16 protein-coding genes are annotated in these 21,371 nt (G+C 61.1%); 14 read left to right on the plus strand and 2 right to left on the minus strand.

The annotated features are described in order from the left end of the window. Positions 1–21: 21 nt before the first annotated feature. Positions 22–339: a hypothetical protein gene (locus BM430_RS03790; RefSeq protein WP_143131952.1), complete on the minus strand. Its 318-nt coding sequence runs from the start codon at positions 337–339 to the stop codon at positions 22–24. A gap of 404 nt (positions 340–743) precedes the next feature. On the opposite strand from BM430_RS03790, the gene BM430_RS03795 reads away from it, so the two are divergent. Next, entirely contained in the window at positions 744–1,019 is a 276-nt protein-coding gene (locus BM430_RS03795; protein WP_093565584.1) for a hypothetical protein, read from the plus strand. Between the two features lie 84 nt (positions 1,020–1,103). Here BM430_RS03795 and BM430_RS03800 read toward each other — a convergent pair whose 3' ends face one another. After that, complete coding sequence (locus BM430_RS03800; protein WP_093565587.1) at positions 1,104–1,481, minus strand: hypothetical protein; 378 nt, start codon at positions 1,479–1,481, stop codon at positions 1,104–1,106. A gap of 679 nt (positions 1,482–2,160) precedes the next feature. Between BM430_RS03800 and BM430_RS03805 the strand changes: the two genes are divergently transcribed. The 13 genes from BM430_RS03805 (at position 2,161) to BM430_RS33790 (ending at position 21,033) form a co-directional block, all read left to right on the plus strand. Next, positions 2,161–2,835, plus strand: coding sequence for a hypothetical protein (locus BM430_RS03805; RefSeq protein WP_093565589.1), 675 nt, complete (start codon positions 2,161–2,163; stop codon positions 2,833–2,835). 113 nt (positions 2,836–2,948) lie between these two features. Further along, positions 2,949–3,596, plus strand: coding sequence for a ParA family protein (locus tag BM430_RS03810; protein WP_177302924.1), 648 nt, complete (start codon positions 2,949–2,951; stop codon positions 3,594–3,596). 1,470 nt (positions 3,597–5,066) lie between these two features. Then, positions 5,067–5,537 (plus strand): hypothetical protein, encoded by a 471-nt coding sequence (locus BM430_RS34525; protein WP_177302925.1) that lies wholly within the window; start codon positions 5,067–5,069, stop codon positions 5,535–5,537. A 56-nt stretch (positions 5,538–5,593) separates the two neighbouring features. Beyond that, positions 5,594–7,744, plus strand: a complete 2,151-nt coding sequence (locus tag BM430_RS03820) for a beta strand repeat-containing protein (protein WP_093565593.1) — start codon at positions 5,594–5,596, stop codon at positions 7,742–7,744. Positions 7,745–7,946: 202 nt separating this feature from the next. Then, on the plus strand, positions 7,947–10,166 hold the full coding sequence (locus BM430_RS03825) for a peptidase domain-containing ABC transporter (RefSeq protein WP_093565596.1): 2,220 nt from the start codon (positions 7,947–7,949) through the stop codon (positions 10,164–10,166). 10 nt (positions 10,167–10,176) lie between these two features. Further along, positions 10,177–11,514 (plus strand): HlyD family type I secretion periplasmic adaptor subunit, encoded by a 1,338-nt coding sequence (locus BM430_RS03830; RefSeq protein WP_093565597.1) that lies wholly within the window; start codon positions 10,177–10,179, stop codon positions 11,512–11,514. A gap of 32 nt (positions 11,515–11,546) precedes the next feature. Continuing rightward, positions 11,547–13,433, plus strand: coding sequence for a tetratricopeptide repeat protein (locus BM430_RS03835; RefSeq protein WP_177302926.1), 1,887 nt, complete (start codon positions 11,547–11,549; stop codon positions 13,431–13,433). A 129-nt stretch (positions 13,434–13,562) separates the two neighbouring features. Further along, on the plus strand, positions 13,563–15,155 hold the full coding sequence (locus BM430_RS03840) for a glycosyltransferase (protein ID WP_093565600.1): 1,593 nt from the start codon (positions 13,563–13,565) through the stop codon (positions 15,153–15,155). A 273-nt stretch (positions 15,156–15,428) separates the two neighbouring features. After that, entirely contained in the window at positions 15,429–16,070 is a 642-nt protein-coding gene (locus tag BM430_RS03845) for a DUF4214 domain-containing protein (RefSeq protein ID WP_093565602.1), read from the plus strand. Continuing rightward, a complete protein-coding gene (locus BM430_RS03850) occupies positions 16,067–17,128 on the plus strand; it encodes a hypothetical protein (RefSeq protein ID WP_093565604.1) in 1,062 nt (353 codons plus the stop codon). Before BM430_RS03845 ends, BM430_RS03850 begins: the two co-directional genes overlap by 4 nt. A 49-nt stretch (positions 17,129–17,177) precedes the next feature. Continuing rightward, positions 17,178–18,257 (plus strand): glycosyltransferase family 4 protein, encoded by a 1,080-nt coding sequence (locus BM430_RS03855; protein WP_093565606.1) that lies wholly within the window; start codon positions 17,178–17,180, stop codon positions 18,255–18,257. Between the two features lie 58 nt (positions 18,258–18,315). Next, positions 18,316–19,509, plus strand: a complete 1,194-nt coding sequence (locus BM430_RS03860) for a glycosyltransferase family protein (protein ID WP_143131954.1) — start codon at positions 18,316–18,318, stop codon at positions 19,507–19,509. A gap of 612 nt (positions 19,510–20,121) precedes the next feature. Beyond that, a complete protein-coding gene (locus BM430_RS33790) occupies positions 20,122–21,033 on the plus strand; it encodes a hypothetical protein (RefSeq protein WP_143131955.1) in 912 nt (303 codons plus the stop codon). Positions 21,034–21,371: the final 338 nt, after the last annotated feature.

Consider the following 21,371-nt stretch of genomic DNA (forward strand, 5'->3'; position numbering starts at 1 on the left):
CGGGAGTTTTGTGCGAGACAGTCAATCCGAGTCGGAATGCTGCCGCGACGTCTTGAACACGCGCACGCGGGTACGCGTCTCTCCACCGGACGGTGCGGCCTCGTTTCGGCCCCCCTCCATGAACGGCGTCGGGCCACGGGTCGATGCGGGGGCGGCGCGCTCCCGGCCGGCCGCCACGAGTTCGCCGGCGCCGATCGATGCCCAGGCCTCGTCATAGAACCGCACAGTTTCCGCGCCGCTTCGCCGGCGCTCTTCGGCCGTGTACTGGGCGCGGTCGGCTGTATTCTCGCGCGTGTAGATCTTGACCTCACTGAATTCCGCGACGACGTTGAAAGCCACTTCGATCACTCCTTCTGATCGTCAGCCCCGGCGCGGCGCGCCCGCTCTTGGTTCCGATGGGGATCCGGCATGCTTGCGTGAAGGTAACGCAGAGGTCAATGGTGCTCGGAGACCATGCAAGATCATCGCCGACGGCGACACCACGGTGCAGCCGCGCCGCACCGTGTCCCACACCGCTGCCGTCCCGCTTCGCCGGGGCCAGCGCGCGTTACCTCATACGCCCTTCTGTCAGGTACCCTGTCCTCCCGGCTTTGGGTGAAATGATCTCCTGGAAACCGAAGAGGCTGCGAGCCGAGGTCGCATTCACCCGACGGGATGGTTCGAAGCTGCAGTTACGACCGGTAGCAGGTTGCGCCGGGCCGGCGACACGGCGGGCGGCCCCCGGAGCGCGGACAGGAGTCGCCATGCACATCTACCTCATCGCGTGCGATATGCGCGACATGTCCTACGACTACGAGCCTCTGTTCCGCACGCTTCGCGAGATGGCGGGGCAGGAGGCCCAGCCAACGGCTTGGCTGGTCGAGTGCGCAGCCCCGCTCGCAGCTCTGAGCGAGCACTTGCTCGGTCTGATGGCACCGGCCGACGGGCTCCTCATCGTGGAGATCACGCCAGGCACCCGCTGGGCTGCCACCCGTCTCCAGGATCAGGCCGGGCCATGGCTTCTGGCGCGCCGACCGTGACCCCCGTTCCGTTAGTGATGTCCCCCGGCGCAAGCTCCGGCGTAGGCCAGACATCCCCGACCGCTGCCGGCCCTCGGAGTCGGGTCAGGGGATCCTGATCGGGGGAAACACGATGTTCACGTTCTGCAGCCAAGTTCGGAGCGCCGCGGCTCGGTGCTTGGCCTGAGGGAGGGAGAAGTAGTTCTCCGCGAGTTCGACGACGACGTTGCTGCCACGAAAGCTGTCCGGACGCGCGTCGACGAACCGCTGAACCGCCTCCGGCGAAGCCGGGTGAGCGCAGAACAGATAGGTCAAGGCATGGTCGGCCTCGAAACGCGATACCACCAGGTACACACGGATGTCGCCCGTGGCGTTCCAATCGCGCGGGCGCGCCACGAAACGATTGTTGGCATCCGTCATCCGGCCGTCGTTGCCGACCCGGAGGATGACGACATCCGATGAGTAGTTCTCGTCGTTCGACATAGGCGATGAACCGACCTTGATAACGTGGACGATAACGAGGCACGTCCTGGTAGAGGTAGAAGCCTCACTTCCGTCCGCCTGAATGGCTGTACGGGTAGAGGGATAGGCCCGTAACCCGGCAGGACCGACACCAAGCCTGCGGCGGGTTAGATACGCCGCCTGTTCGCCAGTGTCACAGGAAAATGGAGTTCGGTCGCGAATGCAAGACGCCCGCAGCTCATGCAGGCGCGAAAGCCACCTGAGCGGCCCGGCCTCGCCCGCGGGTTTGCCTCCGGCCTTCCCATCTCGTCAGAGGACCGGTCATGACCTCGGTGAGCGCGCGGCGGACATTCCGGCGCGGCGATCGCGACTACTATCAGAGGCCTACATCCGTAAAGACAACCGTTGGGGACGTCGTGCGCAACGGCCGGCGTCCTGCCGCTTTTCATGGTCCGTCGCGCGCGTCCCGTCGCCATGTTTCGTCAACGACTCCGATCGATCGATTACATCACCCCGATTTCAATCGAAGCAGGTCATCGCGACATCCGAGATGGCCTCCTCTCATCTCCCACGCGCGCTCTCCGCCACGATGCCGGATCGGCTTGCGAGGGCATTGCAAAACTGAACCAGATTGCCTCACAGTCGAACGACGCTCGCATCCGGGCGATTCAAAAAGTCATGATTTCATAGAAGTGCCGACATGATCGATGTCAATGGTATCCTGAAATACGATTGCATGTTGACGGCACTGTTCGTTCTGGCAGCTGGGGCATGCGCGGGTTCGATCTACCTGAGATACTGGAAGCGCTCGTGCGACGACAGGTATGCGGCGCTCATGCGCGCAGCTGCTGCTGACGTCGACCGGTCTCGGAGCATGGAAGCGGCCGCAAACCTGCAGGTGCAGGAGTTGCAGACCAAGTATGATCGGCTTCGCGAGCTGACCTTCGACCTTCAGACCAGGCTCGACGCGACCATAGCCAAGCAGGACGACGAATCGGTGACGAAGCCGTTGGTACCGTCGACGCCGCGCGTCCTTGCCGCGGACGGTCGCGCCAAAATCATGACTTACCTCAAAACCTACACGAATCAGATGAGCCTGACGGTGGCGATCCTTGACGATCCTGAACCGTATCACTACGGGATGCAGATCGTCGATGCTCTCACTACGGTCGGCATCCGTGTCTATGTCACGACGGTCGGCTCTTTCTACGTCACCAACGACTCGGACGAAGCGCTCTACGGCGTTCGATATACATCTTCCTGTCCCGAGCCTGTGCGGCATTCATTGGAGATTGCTGGCCTCGAACCGTCACCCAGTCATCTCACACCCAATCGGGCCGATCTTTACATCGGACTGAACTCCCGCGGGCCTTGAGTCGCCGGAACCTCTTGCGTATGACGGATCCGATCCAGCCCGATCAAGCTTGCCCGCTGCGACAGACCATGAACTCGGCCTCTCGGTCCGGGCCGGCACCAAGTCGAGAGAACATGATGATCGTTATTTCGATTGTTCAGCAAAAGGGTGGGGTCGGCAAGACGACTTTGGCCGTCAATCTCGCCGGCGAGTTGAAATCTCGCGGCAGCAAGGTCACCGTGATCGACGCGGATCCCCAGGCCTCGGCCGTCGTCTGGTCGGGCCCGCGAAAGCTCGGCTTCGATGTGCGTGCAGAGGTCCTCGAGGACGATCGGTTGTCTCAGTGGATCCGCAGCGTGCTCAAGCAGCCGGTGGATTACGCGATCGTCGACACCCCGGCGGGACTGGGCCCGGTGTTCGACGCTGCCGTCGACATCGCGGACCTCATCCTCGTGCCGTGCGGACCATCGAGTCTGGACCTCAATGCTGCACGCGTCACGCTTTCCCGTATCGGCTCCTCTCAACGCAAGGATCCTGGCCTCAAGGCGCGCATCGTCACGGTGCCGACCCGCGTCGAGGCGCAAACGCCGGAAGGTCAGCAGATCACCGCTGAACTCGAGAGCTTCGGCGAGGTCGTCGCCCCCCCGCTCAGCCACGATGTCTACTTCGTGCGAGCCTTCACCCAGGGTGTCTCGGTCCGCATGGCTGCCCCGTCGAGCAACGCGGCGGGTGAAATGCGCACACTCGCGGATTTCCTGCTCGAACGCCTGCGTCCGACTTAGGGTCTCCTGTCGCTCGAATTCATCGTTTCTATGAGCGCTTCTTCGATCCAAGCGAAGAAGCGCGCCTGCGGGCGTAGACTGAGCCGAGTTGGGGCTCACCGGTTGAAACTTGCCGGTCGAACGCCGCCGCATGGCGCGCCATCCTCGCTGGCCTCGGGACTGCGCGCGCCGCTTTCGAGATCCTAATCGGACCTGGGGCGCGGCGTCGGTTCACCGTCCGAAGGCGCCGCCAGCGATCGTCGATAGCGAGCCTGTCGAGTCTCTTCCGCCGCCCGTGACGCGTGATGGCAAGAGAGCCGAGAAGCCGGTCGGCGCGAGCATCGGTTGGCCAATATGCGAGATTTCAAGGCACGTCCGGCCTGCAATACTGGCGAGAGGAGAGACAGACCGCCTATTCAGGGAGCGCTATTTTGTTCTTGAAAATTTTATATATTATACTCAGAGGTATTAATGTAATAATGTTTATCTTTATTAAATTATATATATTGCTTTATACGATCGCGCAAGATATAAAAAATGAGAACGACACGAAATTTATTTTATGCATAGTGCATTTTTATAAAATTTAATTTAAAATAGCTATCGAAAATGTTCTGTGCAGATTATCATCGCTCTCGAACGCTTTAGTCTACCTCGAGTGCCGGAACATACGTAGATACAACTTAAGTTTGCATTTCTCAGATCGGCATCACGTAAGGCAGGTCTGCTCGTCGACATGCCATAGCCGCGGCCTACGCCTCCAAGACTAGACCAAGCCTGAAGCGGTACCGCGATGGTCGATCGGTCGTCAAGACGCGCCAGATCTTTCGCCCGCCCATCGTTATTTCTGAAGTAAGAACCGGCTTTTTCTGCATTTTTTCGGCGCAATAGTCGAAAATAAACTCCAGATACGACACTTCTTTCATAGGGCAATCTTCTCTCCCATCCAATCTGATGTGGCCGACAGCAGTGTCTTTCTGGTATCACCCCCGGCGAAAACTAACAGCCGGCGAGAAATAGATTGACGACCCTGGCGAGAGCTCGTAGGCAAGGCTGGCAAAACCAACTTCGGCAAATTGCGGGCGAACAGGCCGAATGGCTATGAGAAATCAAGTAAGTTCGCTGCAAGTTGCGGCTGGTCTTTACATTTTGCGATATGCGAAACCGCTTTCGGTTGGTGCGCCGCCTTCAGTTGAGGTTCGTCTTCCGAAGGAAGATAATCAGTACGTGCAAATTTTATCGTCTCCGTTCGCTCCCCCGAATACGATAGAAGAGCCAGGCGGCTGCCTCGTGATCAGGGCCGAACGGTCTACGACTTTGCAATTGGTGACTCGCCCAGCCGTGGGATCTCAGGGCGGCGAGGCGGAATTGCGACTCGAGCCGCTGGTTCCGCCACAAGAAGGTGCAAGACGACAGGATGCGTCACCGTCGAGCATGGCGACAGCCGGCTTAGTCGGGGTCGCGCACGTGTCCCGGCGGGGCGACGTTCCGGTGGCTGAGGGTGTGTGGATCGCCGGCCCCGATGCTCCCGCGCCGATCGAGGGTGTGGCGGTGCGCGTCGGCGATACGCGATCCGACCTCCGTCTCGAGTACCAGGTCCTCGTCGGCGGCGCGAATGGCGGCTGGACCGCGTGGACGACTGGCGACTACGCGGGAACGAAGGGACAGGCTCGGCCGCTCCTCGGCATCCGCATGCGTCTGTCCGGTGGCGCGGCTCGTGCCGTCACGCTTGCCGTCGACGCGCTGTTTCTCGGAGCAACGGTCGAGGCCGCGCGAGGAGACCACGTCGAGTTGCTCAGCGGAGCGGGCGTCGACCCGCTCGTCGGTCTCAAAATTGCCTTGGTTCCTGTGCCATCGGGTACAGATCCTGGTAAAAATAGTCTGGTTCAATCCAGACCTGCACAACAAGCGGAGTCGCGTGCGGGCCGCGTGCGTGTCTTTCGTGCATCCGGTCTTCGATAGACCGGCGGCTTGACACTCTGACCAAAATACAAACTTAAACCAAGAAGGGGCGAATTATGTCGGAGAACTACGAGACAGGCCAGGCTGCCTTAGATCAGGCCGTCGCGCTCAACAATGATCCTGCGATCGCCGCGGCGATCAAGCAGGCTCTGATTGCGTCGGGTGCCGTTGCGCCCGACGGGTCTGGATTGGTCAATTTCTACAAGACCACCGATGGCTCGACGCAATCCATCGACCTGTCTGCCGGCAATACCGAACTGCTCGTCGCAAACGGGCCGAACCAGTTCCTGAATGTCGGTCCGACCAACAATCTGGTCGTCGCGACGGGCGTGGAGCCTGGGACCATCGTGCTGGAGGGCTCGGCGTCCGTTCAGGTCGTCGTCGGGTCCGGCGCCAGCTACGTCCAAGGCGGCGCCGGCGCGAGCACGATTCAGGGTGGATCGGGTAACGACACTCTGCTCGCCGGCTTCAGCGGCGGCTCTCACCTGATCACCTCGGGCGCGGGCAGCAATCGTCTCTACGGCGGCTCGGGCCAGGACACGCTCCAGGCGAATGGTGGCGGCGACAACGTTCTGTATGCCGGCTCCGGCAAGAACGTCCTGCAGGGCGGCTCGGGGCGCGACACGCTCATCGGCGGTGGCCAGAGCGCGATGACCGCCGGCAGCGGCGGCAACACCCTTTACACGGACGCCGGCGGCAGCGACACCCTGACGGGTGGTGCAGGCGACGACGTGCTGATCGCGATCTCGGGCAGCAACCAGCTCGCGACCGGCGGCTCGGGGTCTGATCAGCTCTATGGCGGAGCGGGTGCCGATACGCTCACCGCGGTGAACGGTAACAACCTCCTGTACGCCGGTTCCGGTGCCAACGTTCTGCAGGGCGGCTCCGGCCACGACACCCTGTTCGGCGGCGGCAACACCAAGATGACCGCCGGGACCGGCGGCAGCTACCTCTTCAACGCTGCGGGCGGCCAGAACACCCTGACGGGCGGCTCGGGCAGCGATACGCTCGTCGCGACGAACGGCACCAACCAGCTCTATGCGGTCGGGACCGGCACCGACCAGCTCTACGGCGGCACGGGCGCCGATACGCTGACGGCGATCAGCGGCGACAACATCCTGTACGCCGGTTCCGGTGCCAACGTTCTGCAGGGCGGCTCCGGCCACGACACCCTGTTCGGCGGCGGCAACACCAAGATGACCGCCGGGACCGGCGGCAGCTATCTCTTCAACGCTGCAGGCGGCCAGAACACCCTGACGGGCGGCTCGGGCAGCGATACGCTCGTCGCGACGAACGGCACCAACCAGCTCTATGCGGTCGGAACCGGCACCGACCAGCTCTACGGCGGCACGGGCGCCGACACGCTGACGGCGATCAGCGGTGACAACCTCCTGTACGCCGGTTCCGGTGCCAACGTTCTGCAGGGCGGCTCCGGCCACGACACCCTGTTCGGCGGCGGCAACACCAAGATGACCGCCGGGACCGGCGGCAGCTTCCTGATGAACTCGCTCGGCGGCAACAATACGCTGGTGGGCGGTGCGGGCAACGACACCCTGATCGGCAGCAACGGCACCAACCAGATCACGGCCATCGGCGGGAACGACTTCCTGATCGGCGGCACGGGTGCCGATACGCTGACGGCTTTCGCGGGCAACAACACCCTCGTGGCCGGCTCGGGCGCCAATATCCTGCAAGGTGGTACCGGCCACGATACCCTCTTCGGCGGTGGTGCGTCGAACCTCACGGCCGGCAGCGGCGGCAACGCGCTCGCCACCAGTGCCTTGACGACCGGTCGCGACACGCTGACGGGCGGCATCGGGGCAGACACCCTGCAGGCGATCGCGGGCGACAACCGACTCGTCGCGGTCGGTGCCGGTGACACGCTCTATGCCGGTACCGGCCGCGATACGCTGGTTGGCGCGTCGGGTGGCTCGACATTCGTCGATACCGCCACCGGCAGCGCCTCGATCGTCGGGTCGAGCGGCGACGATCTGTTCTTCCTCTCGAAGACGAGCGGGAACGACACGATCATCGGCGGGGGTGGCAACGACCTGTTGTCGATCGCCAACCGGTCGCAGTCCGACATCACCGGCATCACCAACAATCAGAACGGCTCGGTCACCGTCGCGTTTGGATCGTCCGAGACCGTCACCGTGTCTGGCATCAACACGATCTATCTCGCGGATGGAAGCCGGTCGATCGGCTAAGGCCTGACGGTTTCCCCTCCACGGTATCGCCAAGAAAGTCGGGGGCGGCACATGCCGCCCCTTTCCTCGTTGGTCCGAGAAATGACGCAATTGCAGCGTAGTGCGACTTTAACTTCAATACGCCCGCCACTTGTTTTATAGAGACAACATGGTGGAACGTGGCTGCCAACACTTTGCCAGATTCCCGAGAGGACGCCCGCTCATGTCGCAGCTTCAGGCTGGTTCCACGGTCTCCCCGGACGCAGAAGTGGACTGGCCTGCGCTGCAGTGCTTGGCCTTGGTCGCACGACAGCATGGGGTGCACCTGACGCCCGAGCAGCTCATCCATGACAATCAGCTGCAAGCGGGCTCCGTCACACCGGCCGTGCTATTGCGGTGCGCGAAGCAAGCCGGATTGACGGGTAAGCTGCTCAAACTGAAGTGGCGACATGTTCCGAAGCTCCACAGGGCGTTGCCGGCCATCGTCTTCCTGTCGGATGGATCTGCATTGCTGCTGACTGCCGTCCAAGCCTCGGATGAGGTCGAACAGGTCGTCCTGCAGGATCCTCTCGCGCCTGAGGATGCGCCGCTCGTGCTCGACCGCATGCGGTTCGAGGAATTGTGGGATGGACGCACGCTCATCATCAAGCGTGACTATAGCTTGCGCGACGAGGAACAGCCGTTTGGTTTGAAGTTCATCGCTACCTTGATCTTCCGCGAGCGCCGCATCTTGCGCGACGTGGTGATCGCCGCGGTGTTTCTCAGCCTTCTCACGCTGGTGCCGATACTTTTCTTCCGCTTGATGACGGATCGCGTGCTGTCTCACTCGGCCATGAGCACCTTCGTCGTGCTCTGCATCGCGCTTGCCATCTGCATCATCTTCGAAACGATATTCAGTGCCTTACGTCGAGCGCTGTTGCTGCACCTGACCGCCCGCATCGACGTGAAGATGACGATGCTCATCTTCGAGCGCATCGTGCGGCTCCCGGTCGAAGTTTTCGAGAAGACGCCCGTCGGCCTCATCGCCCGTAACATGAACGAGGCGCACAAGGTCAAGCAGTTCCTCACCAATCAGCTTTTCGGCACGATTCTGGACAGCATCTGCCTCGTATTTTTCCTACCGGTCATGTTCGTGCTCAGCCCCATGCTCACGTCCATCGTGCTCGGGTGCTGTCTGATCATCGCGGCCTGGATCGCAGCGATGCTGCCGGTCTACGCCAAGCGGACGAACGCTGTCATCGCCGCCGAGGGACAACGCGGATCGTTCCTCGTGCAGACCCTGCAGGGAATCCGAACCGTCAAATCGCTCGCGCTCGAGCCGCGCCAGATCCACCAATACGACGTTCTGGTCGCCCGCATCTCCCAGCTCCGGATCGCCGAGGGTCACATGGCGAACGTGATCCAGTCGGCGATCATCCCGATGGAGCGGTTCATGCTCACCGGGACGCTCGCCATCGGCGTCTATCTGGCCTTGTCCTCGAAGGACAGCTCAGCCGTGGCGCAGATCTTCATCTTCCTGCTTCTCAGCCAGAGGATCGTCGGGCCGCTTCGGCAGATGGCGCAACTCCTGGAGCAGTACGAAGAGGCCAAGTCGTCCGTGAACCTCGTTTCCGGGTTGGTCAATGCAGGGTCCGAGGATGAGCGTCAGGGTCGCGGCGTCCGGCAACCTCTCACCGGACATATCGAGTTCGCCTCGGTGCGGTTCCAATATAGCGGCGCGAACAGCCCGGCTCTGGATGCAGTTTCCTTCGAACTGCCACCAGGAACTACGCTGGGTATCATGGGACGCAGCGGCTCAGGCAAGACGACCGTTACGCGGCTGCTGCAGCGGCTCCATACGAACTACGACGGACTGATCAAGATCGACGGTGTCGACGTGCGCGAGTATGCGCTCGATCACTTGCGCGGCAGTCTCGGTGTCGTTCTGCAGGACAACTTTCTGTTCTCGGGCACGATCCGCGACAACATCATCGCGGCCAAGCCGGATGCGTCCTTCGATGAGGTCGTCAGGGTCGCGCGTTTGGCCGGCGCGGAGGAGTTCATCGACCGGCTCCCGCGCGGCTACGAGACCTACATCAACGAGGGATCGAACAATCTCTCGGGCGGTCAACGGCAGCGCATCGCGATCGCGCGGGCCCTGATCACCAATCCGCGCATCCTCATCCTGGACGAGGCGACCAGCGCTTTGGATCCGGAGAGCGAAGCGATCGTCAATGCGAATCTCCGGCGGATCTCGGAAGGCCGCACCGTGATCGTCATCTCGCACCGCCTCTCCTCCCTCGTCTCCTCAGACGCGATCCTCGTGCTCGAGCGTGGGCGGATCCACGACATCGGGAAACACGCCGAGCTGCTCACGCGCTGCGACATCTACCGCGATCTGTGGAACCAGCAGAATGCGCCGGTGCGCGACGGCGCCGATGCGAAGCTGCGGCTGGTGAGCTAGGGAGGCGACGATGCCGAAATCGTCTTTGGAGACGACCCTCCGCCGCTTCCAGTCGGAGACGGACGACATCCGCCACGCGCCGGAACCGCGGGTTCTGCGGGCGACGACCTTCGTGATGGCGGCTCTTGTGATGATCTCGATCGGGTTCGCGGCGATCGCCCGCGTGGACCGGGTCGTGACGAGCGAGCGGGGAAAGATCGTCCCGGCGCAGGGCACGATTCTGTTTCAGGCGCTCGACACCTCGATCGTCAAGACACTCGACGTGCGCGAGGGTGATCAGGTGAAGAAGGGGCAGCTCCTCGCGACCCTCGATCCCACCTTCGCGGCCGCGGATGTCGAGCAGCTCGAGAAGCAGCTCGCGAGCCTCGATGCCCAGATCGCCCGCGCGACGGCAGAGCAGACGGGGAAAGTCTACGCGCCGGAGATCAAGGATCCGGTGCGCGGCCAATACGCCCTACTGCAAAAGTCGCTGTTCGATCAACGTTTCGCGCAATTCACCGCGCAGGTCGCGAGTTTCGACCAGAAGATCGCGCAGACCCAAGCCACGATCAAGCGGCTTCAGGGAGACGAGGCGCGTTACGCCGAGCGCGAGAAGATCTCACAACAGATCGAGGGTATGCGTCAGCAGCTGGTCGAGAAGCAGGCCGGCAGCTTGCTGAACCTGCTCGTCGCCAGCGACGCACGCCTTGAGATGCTGCGGACGATGGAGAATGGACGCAACAGCCTGGTCGAGGCCCGGCACCAGCTCGAGTCGTTGCAGTCCGACCGCAATGCCTTCGTGCAGCAATGGATGTCGCAGAGCAGCCAGGATCTGGTGACCGCGCGGGGAACCCGCGACACGGTCGTGGCGCAGCTCGCGAAGGCCTCCCGTCACAAGGATCTCGTCCAGCTCCACGCGCCGGACGACGCCATCGTGCTGACGCGTGCGAAAGCCTCGGTGGGGTCCGTTCTCAAGGAGGGCGAGACCCTGATGACGGTCGTTCTGCTGAACTCGCCCATCGAGGCCGAGATCAACGTCTCAGCCCGCGAGATCGGGTTCATCCGGGCCGGCGACAAGACGACGATCAAGGTGGACGCGTTCCCGTTCATCGAGCACGGCATGGCGCATGGGCGCCTGACCTGGGTGAGCGAAGGGACCTTCACGCTCGACGAGGATGGCAAGCCCGTCGACCCCTACTACAAGGCGCGGGTGGCGATCGAGGAAATGCATTTCAACCGTGTTCCGTCCACCTTCCGGTTGATCCCCGGCATGACGCTGACGGCCGACATCCACATCGGGGAACGCTCCGTGCTCGGCTACCTGATCTCGGGGGCCGCACGCGTGACCGAGGCCATGCGCGAGCCATGACGGCGATCAGGATGTGGGAGGAGACGCGGCGCTTGTACTGCGATTTCCGGTACAGGCGCGGCGAGGCCCGCGTCCGAGCGGGGCGGCATGCCGCGGCCCACCGCGATTTCGCGACCGCGGCACGCGCGGGGCACACGGAGGCGCAGTATCGCCTCGGACAGAACTACAACGTCGGGCGCGGCTGCATGCGCTCGGGTGGCGAGGCGCTCCGCTGGTTCGAGCGGGCAGCCCGATCCGGCCATGTCGAGGCGCAGTTCGAGCTTGGCGTTCTGCTGTTGGCGGACCGCGATCTCGCGTGGTGTACCGGGCCTTCCGCCCGCTGGGCGGCTGCGGCCGCGGAGCGGGGCAGCCGTTTGGCAGAGCTCGCTTTCCCGGGCGGTGTGACGCTGAAGCAGGACAACGCGCGCGCCTACCACTGGCTCAGCAAGGCGGCGCAAGCCGGCAAACCGGAGGCGCAGGCGAATCTGGGCTGGCTCCTCCTCAAGGGAATCGGGTGTGAAGCCGACCGGGCCAGCGCGCGCCGATGGCTGAGCGCGGCGGCGGAGCGCGACATCTCGCAGGCGGCATTCGGGCTCGCCGAATTCTACGGGGCGAGCGATCAGCCGGATCACGACCCAGCCTTATCGCGCCAGTGGCTGCGCCGGGCCGCCGATCTCGGCAACCCATCGGCCGCCTTCAATCTGGGCCGGGCATTGCTGCAGGTACCCGAGCCGGACTCTGCCCAGGCGGAGCGGTATCTCGCGGTGGCTGCCGAGAAGAAGCACCCGGAAGCCGCGTTCGAACTGGCCGTGCTGCGTCTCGCGCGCGTGGCGAGCGAGACGGAACTCGAACCGGTCCTGAACCTCCTTCGCGCCTCGGCGAAGGCCGACCATGCCGGTGCCGCGTTCCTGCTGGGCGAGATCTTCAGCCGAGGCGACCGGATCCGACCCGACCTGCGAGAGGCGGCGCAATGGTACCGGCGCGCGGCTGACGCGGGTCATGTGCAGGCTCAGTTTCAGATCGGCTGTTTCTACGCGCGAGGGGAGGGCCTGCCGCAGGACCTCGCCCATGCGGCCCGCTATTTTGCACTGAGTGCCGCTCGCGGCCACGCCATCGGTGCCCTGAACGCCGGCATCTTCTACGAGACTGGACAAGGCGTGCCGTCAGACCTTGCCGAGGCTGCGAGATGGCTGAGAGTCGCGGCGGATCAAGGCGTGCCGCAGGCACAGGTGCGCCTCGGTACCCTGCTGGCGTCAGGGCGCGTGCGGAGCGAGGACGCCGAGGTGGGGCGCACGCTGCTCGAACAGGCTGCCGCTCAAAACAGCGCCGAAGCGGAACTCGCCCTGGCCCAGATGCTGCTGGGCGAGGATGATGACGGGACCATGCCGCGGGCCGTTGAGCTCCTGGCCAGTGCCGCTGGTAAGCATAATCTCACCGCGGCCGAATTGCTGTTGACGCGGTTCAAACCGAACGAGCTGACGCCCCACGCTCTGCAGAGCGCTCTGGCGGCCCTCGAAGCCAGCGCGAGCGCCGGTGTGACCGCGGCCATGACAAGTCTCGCGGCCGAGCTTTTGTCGGGACGTCATCTTCCGCCCGACCGTGTCCGCGCGGAACGCCTCCTCTTGGACGCGAGCGCGCGCGGGAGTGCTGCCGCGCAGTTCGCCCTCGGCGTGTTCTACTGCCAGCGCAACGCGGCGCCTGAGGATGTCTCTCTCGGGCTCAAGCACTACGTCGCGGCGGCCGAGGCCGGGCATCCGTTGGCGCAGTACAATGCCGGCGTCATGTACCTGAACGGGGTTGGTACGACCGCTGATCCAGACACGGCCGCGCGTCTCCTCGTGGCGGCGGCGGAACAGGGTCTGCCGAATGCGATCCGCTTGCTAGAGAACATCAACCCCTCGGCAGGCGACGGCCGCCTGCGCGAAGCCACGCACGCGTGAGGCTACAGCGATCTCCGACCAAGTGGCTGCAGGTTGGACGACGACAAGACTGCGAAATCAGACATTTAGAGCAGTGCCCGATCGCAATCCGACCGGGCCCTGCTCAAGTGGTCGAAGCGGGTGGATGCGATGAACCCGGAGGTCGTTGCCGATCTTCACCGTTTGATAGAGGGCGATGTCACGCTCTGGTGCCGTTACTTCCTCAGGCAGGACCTGCATGCGCAATACGGGTTTCGGAGCACGGCCTCCTACCTGCATTGCCTTGCCGAGATCCTCCTGGCGCGGCGGGCACCGCTGCCACGGCCGCCGGTGATTCCCGATTCCTTGCTGGCCGCCCTCATCGCCCGTGGCGCCGCGGGCGAGCCGTCCTTCCTGGACCATGTCGTCCGCGGGCTCGGGTCCCCGGAGGCCAAGGAGGGCGATGACACCGAAGTCGAGAGCGCCGTCGCCCACCTGCTGCCGCTCGATCTCATCCGGGACACTCTCCGTCTTCGTCGGCGCAGCGCGGCGGAGCTGGAGGCGGCGAAATCGAATGCCTTCGAGCAGTACCTCTCCTATCTCGACGGTCTGGGGTTATCCCGGCGCTCGAAGAACGAGGGCCTCAGGAGCATCTGCATCGTCGGCTTCCACCGATCGGTGCTGGGAGTCGGCGAGGATGCCCGTCGCCTGACCGACGTGCTGCTGGCGCTCGGCTACCGGATCGAACTCATCGATCTCTCGAGCGCCCATTTTCCGGTGTCCGGGGAGGCGCCGGTGTACGATGCATTCGAGGTCCGCCGCCCAACCGCTCCGGTCCTGATCTTCTGCATGCCCCTTTCGGAGATCAGCCGGGTCTGGGCCTCGATCTACCCGAACATCTCAGCTGGGCGGCATGTGATCGCCTACGCGCCCTGGGAGCTCACCCGACTTCCGCGTGGCTGCGATCTCATCCTTGCCGCCTGCGACGAGGTTTGGTGCTCGACTTCGTATCAGCACGAGGTCTATCAGGCGGTGGCTGGTGCAAAGGCACGTTTGGTTCCGTTCTACGTCAAGGCTCCGGACCCGGAGAGGGACGCCCAAGTCTCGGAGCTTTTGGCAGGTAAATTCAATCTTCTGTTCGCGTTTGATTTCAACTCGCGAATCGAACGCAAAAATCCACTCGGCCTCGTCGATGCGTTTCAGCGGGCGTTTCCGAGGCGCCAAACGGACGTCCAGCTCGTCCTGAAGACCATCAACGCCGAAGCCAACCCGGCCGCCTTCGAGCTGTTGATCGCGGCGATCGGCGAGGATGACCGCGTCGTTGTCCTCGATGGCGACTTGCCGCCCTCCGCCATGGCGTATCTGATTTCTGAATCGGATGTCTTCGTCTCACTCCATCGAGCGGAGGGGTTCGGCCGATTGTTGGCGGAGGCCATGCTGCTCGGAACGCTCGTGATCTGCACGGGCCATTCTGGATCTCGCGATTTCGCAAAATCCGACACCGCCCTCGTGGTCGATCACACGCTCATCCCCGTGGCGCCGGAACAGTACCCGCTCGCTGCCGGGCATTGGGCCGAACCAGATCTCCGACACGCGGCCTCGCTCATGATGCAGGCCTACGGCGATCCAACTGGCGGTCGCGTCAAGCGAGAGGCCGCCCGGCGCTTCGTCGCGAGCCGTTTCGGTCTCGCGCCGGTGGCGGAACGAATTCATGCCCAGATCGAGGCCATCCTTCCCCGAGAGCCGGAAAGTCGGAAGTGCTGACCCAGTTCTGACCCAGGGGTTGTCGGAGCGGAACCGAGCCGGCCATACCCACGCCGATCTATCGGGACAAGCCCTGAGACCGGCCACAGCGCGCCCTCACACCGGTATCATCATAAACTGAAAACGCCATTGGCAATGGTCAAGGTCGGCACTGCGGAAGTTCGGTAGTGAACGCGGACTGACTTGCCATGAATTTCTGCATTGATCGCCACTCGCCACCTTGCTGAGTGGCGACGGAGTGCATATCACGGGACGGCCTGGCGCCGACGAACTATGGACGATGCGATGCTCTGCGGGAAGCTGACGGTTGTGCATGGTGGAGTTCGCCTACTCGGCTGGGCGTGCGACACGAACAAACCGTCGCATCCTCTCACCATCGCGGTCACGAGCGAGGGAAAAATGGTGGCGCGAGCCGTCGCCAACCAACATTCGAACGAGATCCTCCAATTTGGAGCTCCTCACGCGTGGTGCTCGTTCAATGCTCTTCTCGCCATCGAGATCAAGGAGGGTTTTGAGCCCTACTTGACCTTGCGAGATTATCAAACCAGTCGTGTTCTCGACGGCATGAAGCCAATCTTGAAAGCAGATCTACCACCTTCGGAGATCGCAAATATTGACGATCTTGTGCATTCCGATCCCACAACCCTGCGCGATATTGCGGAACTGTCAACATGCGGAGCGATCTTCGAGGAGTTCGTCCGATCGGAAGGTGAGGAAAGCTTCGTCGCGGCTGCCTACGTCTACATTCTCGGTCGTCCGGCCGATGCCGGTGGGCTAAAGAGCTATAGTTCTCGGCTCCGCGAGAAAAAGGTGACCAGCTACGATCTGCTCCGCGCGCTCGCAAACAGCAACGAGTTCAAGTCTAAGCCACGCCTTTTGTCATCGCCTGCCTCGAGTGGATTTCCGTTCAGATGACAGACCTGTTTGAACAAGGGCGCCTGCTGATCTCGATACCGCCGCCTGCATTTGGGCAAGACCTGCCGGACTCGACCATTTTTCCGATATCCGAGCAACTCGTCGACGTCTTGGATATCGGCACGGCCCGCGCTCTCGCCACCGTGATGCAAGTTTGCGCGGAGCAGGGTACCGAGGTTCACGGTATCGCGCGACCGGAGATCTGCACGAGTGACAGCATGCTGGCTTGGCTGGAAAATCAGGTCGGCGCCTTCAGCGATCACCTTTGCCTGTCATCGGGCCAGACGGTAAAGATCATACCGGGTAAGAGGAATCACCTTTACCTATACGATCTTCACATGCGAAGAAAATATGAGGATTTCCTACTGCTTTGCAAGCGAGCGCCAGAATTGGTTGCGCAGGTTGTTTCGCAGTTCAACTCCGCTCTTTCTCTTCGCGGCGCTCCTGTCGCCTTCAGGCCGACCACGATCTACGTGGAGCCGGTCCGGCTTGAACGGGAGCCGGCGACCAGCACCCTCTTCGAGTGGTGGATGACGCGTAGCGGTCAGAGTGAACTTCGGGCAATCGAGGAGGCCGACGACGTCAGCTTCCTGAAACGGGACAGAGCCCAGACCATCACCTATGTGGGGGCGAACTCGACAGCCCTGCACTCGAGCGCGTATGTCAAGCTGCTTGCCCGCAGACTTCATCATGCCTTCTATTATGACGAGCTGGCGATCCTGGAGATCCCTCCCGGGGCCCAGGAGGATAGAAGCGGCTGGGCCTCGACCCTCGCCGGACTGCTGAGGTCACAGGGTTTCAAGCTCCCGTTCCTCCGGACCAAATCGGTGCTCTTGGCCGAGGGCGACATCCTACCCTGGCTGCTCGAGCAGCAGGGCTGTGACGTCGAACTGCTCTGTCATTTCACCGACCCGATCGACCGGCTGTTCTTTCCCGGCCCACGCGCTCCGAAGTCAATCGACATCGTTGCCGACCGGTCGCTCCTGGACAGGGAGGTGTATGAAGATTTCCTATCCACTGCGCTCACATTCCGTCCGTTGATCCATTGGACGGGGTGAATCCTGCTCGATTCCCCAGGATCGTATATGAAGCGAGTGAGAGTTAGCCATGCAGGCGATTTATGTTGATATTGGACCTTTGTTAGAAGATCAGTGGACAGGGATTCCAGTCTTCACTCGTCGCCTGATTGATGCACTCGGCCAGTCGCCGAGGCTATCGACCCGATTCTGTTTCGAACTTCACGAGGTCCCCTCCGGGCTTGTCCGCAGAGCGGTGGCACACCGGTCGGGCACCCTGCTACGGGGCGAACTCTTCCGCGACGATTCCGCATTCCTCACCGTCTGCGATCCTGCAGTGCCGGTGCTGTATCCGACCGCCAAACACATCATCACGTCGAAGGGCATCACCGCGAGCACAGTTCACGACATGTCCACCCTCGTGATGCCGGAATTCCACAAGGCCGAGAACGTCGCGCACCATCTCGACTATTTCCGCGACGAGCTCGTCACCGACGATGCGGTATTCTGTGCATCGGACTCGACGAGAAACGCACTGATCAGCGCGTACCCGTTCGTTGAGGACAAAGCCCGCATCCTCTACCAGTATGTCGACTGGCCCGCCGAGTTCGAGTTGATGGACCACAACGCCGGGCATCTGCGGCTCGGACGCTACGCCCTCGTGATCGGAACCCTGGAGCCCCGCAAGAACCTGTCCCTACTCCTCAAGGCGCTTCAGGACGAGCGACTCGCACAACTCAGCCTCACTTTCCTGGTGGTCGGGCGCAAAGGGTGGCTGATCGACGAGATTCTGGCTTCCGTCACGCCTGAGCAGCGCGATCGGATCGTCTTCACCGGTTTCGTCTCGGAGTTCGTCAAGTACCGATTGATCAAGAACTGCGAGTTCCTGCTGTTCCCGTCGGTCTACGAGGGATTCGGTATTCCCGCGGTCGAGGCCCTCAGCCTCGGCCGGCCCGTCGTGGCCTCCTTCGCTTCCTGCTTCCCGGAGGTCATCGGCGAGGCCGGGCTGTATTTCGATCCGTTCAGCGTACAGGCGCTCGTCGACGCGATCGAGCAGGCCCTCGACGTATCCTCGGACGCGCGCATGAAAGCGATGGCGATCGAACGCAGCCGCTACTTCTCGGCCGAACGGATGGCGGCACCGGTCCTCGATTGGCTCGGCGCGTCGTGACCCGTTCCGGAATGGGAGGAGCCCGATTATCATCGCGGCGTTTGCATCCGGGATTAGCGTGCCGATCTCAGGTCGACTACCGGATGACGACGCAGGGCATGATCGTATCGGCACTGCCGGCGATCGGGTTTTCGACATAGAGGCGACGAGCGGTATGAGTGTCCCGATTATCATCATGTCCTTCGATCGGCCGGAGTACTTGGAGCGGTTTTGCGTCAGTCTGCGTGAGCAGGTTGGGTTCGATCTCGACGAGAATCTCATCCACCTCATGCAGGATGGCGGACGCTCGCGGCGGACGGGGTGTGTCTACGCCAACGAAGAGGCTCTCGACGCATCCGCAGCCGTCTTCAAGCGACACTTCCCGCACTCGCATCTTCATCGTGCCGAGGAGAATCTTGGCATTGCCATGAATTTCGAGCGTGCGGAAAAATTCGCGTTCCAGAACCTCGGGGCGGATGTCGCGTATTTTTTCGAAGATGATATGGAACTCGGTCCATACTATCTGCATATCCTCGATCGGATGCGCGCTGCGGGGCAGGACTGCCCGAATCTCGGCTATTTCGCGTGCTACGGGGACATCTATCGTGGCTTCGATGCGAAACACGCGAAAATCGTGCCGCTCGAGCACCATTGGGGCTTCGGTCTGACGCGCCGGTGCTGGGAGGCGATGCAGGGCTGGATCGCGCCGTTCTATGAGATCTACCGCCACACAGACTACAAATTTCGACCGCACTTAACGATCCTACGCCAGTTTTTGACGAAGGACGTCGCTTGGGGCGAAACCTCCCAGGACGTCATCAAGACGGCGGCCTGTGCCTCGCTCGGCTTCGCGCGGATCAACACGGATGTCTGCTTCGCCCGCTATATCGGCGTTCAAGGGCAATCGTTCAACGAGCAGACTTTCAAAGAGCTGGGCTATGACCGAGCACCGCTGATCGTCGAGAAGCCGGACTCGCTTGAAGCCATCACCGAGCCGCTTTTGGCGCAGTTCGCCGTCGGGAAGAGGCGCGCAATGGCGGAGTTTCGGGTCAGGGAGCTCGATGCTCGCATCGCGGATTGGTCGCGCCGGATGTTCGAACCGGACCGCATGGCGAGCCGTGAGGATATCGACGGCTTGTGGAAACTGATCATGGACCGGCTTCCGGGCGAGGATTTTTACGAGAGGAACGTTGGTAAGCGGTCCGTTCGCGGCATCAGGTCTGAGCTTCTTCGTAGCGCGGAAGGGCGTGGGAAATCCTTCTATTTTGGATAGAAGAAAAAGGTGCGACTGGAACGAGGCTGCGCGCGGCAGACCGAATTCGTGCTCTCGTACGATCGGCGCCGCGGCGGCACGGTGAAACCGAAGGTATTGCAGTGTGCGCCGAAGGCAAGTGACAGGGTCTTGGACATCATCTCGTGCTGCACAGCATGCAGGGGGAGCTACGTGCCCCTTTGTCCATGGTATTGGTCTTATCGACAAGCCGCGAGTGAAGCTAGTGAGAAGCGTGGGCGAATCTGAGCGCGCGGAGTTTAGGCGCGCTACCGGTTTTTTTCGCAACATGGCCGACGTCAACAATTACAGCCCGCTATTTATCCGACGGCGAAAACAGTATTTACATTTTTTGTCTTTAAAAGATATCCAAAAGACCGTGCTGATTTTAAATTTTACGCATGTGAATAAATTTGGTCACTTATTATCTGCCGGCCAGAAGGACCATTTTTCCCGGATCGCATTTTTTATCACAAGCGCATGACGCAGATACACAACTAGCGACCCGAGACATCTTCCGCTATTTACGTTCAATCGTCAGTAGCATCTATGAATTATCGAAGCTCGTCGGACTTTTGTAAAGTCTTTTGATACAGCTAAAGTTAGGAGAGAGATATGAATGTACTTGTGTTCCATCAAGGTCGACCGCATTTTGAGACCGCACTTGGTTTAATTAGTTGCCTCTCGCGAGCGCATAATGTAACTTTATGGTCTGACAGTCTGAGCCACTTTGGGCGAGATCATTTAGTCCTTCAAGAGTCGATCAAGCTGCACAAGTCGGGACAATACTATGATGCAGTCGTCGTAGTCTCCGGTGATTATTTGACGGATACGGGCGATCTGAGCGAAGATATTCAGGAAATATTTAAGCGTGACGTCATTATTCGCGTCATGCATCGGTTCAAGGATCGTGAGCGTCCGTTCGAACTGTGTTTGTTTCCTCAAGCCAAGCAAAAATTCATACCTGTTACCACAGGGCTGAATGTTAAGCGCACTCAAGCGGGCAGCGTATCTGGCAAGCCGGAAGTTCTTATTCAAGGCAATTTAGAAAATCGAAGGAACTACGATCTTTTACCTTACGTGGCCGATCAAGTGCCAGATTTATTTTTTAAATTAGTCGGCCTCAGCGTAGAAAGAGATTACAGTTTTATAAAAAACTCTCGAATATTGAAAAACTTGCGTGAAATTGATTTTCACGGTGAATGCGCTGCCTCGAATTTCCTGGCGCCTTTGATCGATCCCAAGAAGTATCCAGCGTACTTCAAGGATAGATTTTCTAGCTCGATTCAAATCGGCCTGTCGTACTCTATTCCGTTCATTGCGCACGCTCAGCTGTTAGAGATGTACGGTATCCCAGGCATTAGTTATAACTCCGATGAAGATCTGATAAAAGCGTTCTCGGATGCGCAGAAACTTAACGAAGTCGAAATCGCAGACTTGAAAGCGAAAATGACAGATATTCAGGAGAAGATATCTGAGGAAAATATTGAAATATTCAATAGAATTGTCGAGCACGGGTCGTTATGAGCCATTCGCGTGCGTTGAGAATAATTTACATTTCAAGGTTATAGACGCCATGATCAAATTCGTAAGCTGGCCCCAGCGTCGAACCGTATAGCACCAGAATGCGGTAACGGCAGGCAAAGCACGCTGGAGCGAACTTACGGGCGAGCTTGTCGTAGCGGGTGGCGATATGCGGGACGTCTTCAAGGCGACCGCACACCGCCTTCAGCCGCCCGCGGTCGCGATAGTAGCGCTTGTCGAGGTGGATTTTGCGCTTGTGGGGTGCGGGGGATGACCATGCTATTCTGGCGCCGATCCTAGCGCAGCCACTCGATATCGTAATTCTCGCCGACGATAAGGCA

Source organism: Methylobacterium sp. 174MFSha1.1, from assembly GCF_900116815.1.
Taxonomy (GTDB): Bacteria; Pseudomonadota; Alphaproteobacteria; order Rhizobiales; family Beijerinckiaceae; genus Methylobacterium.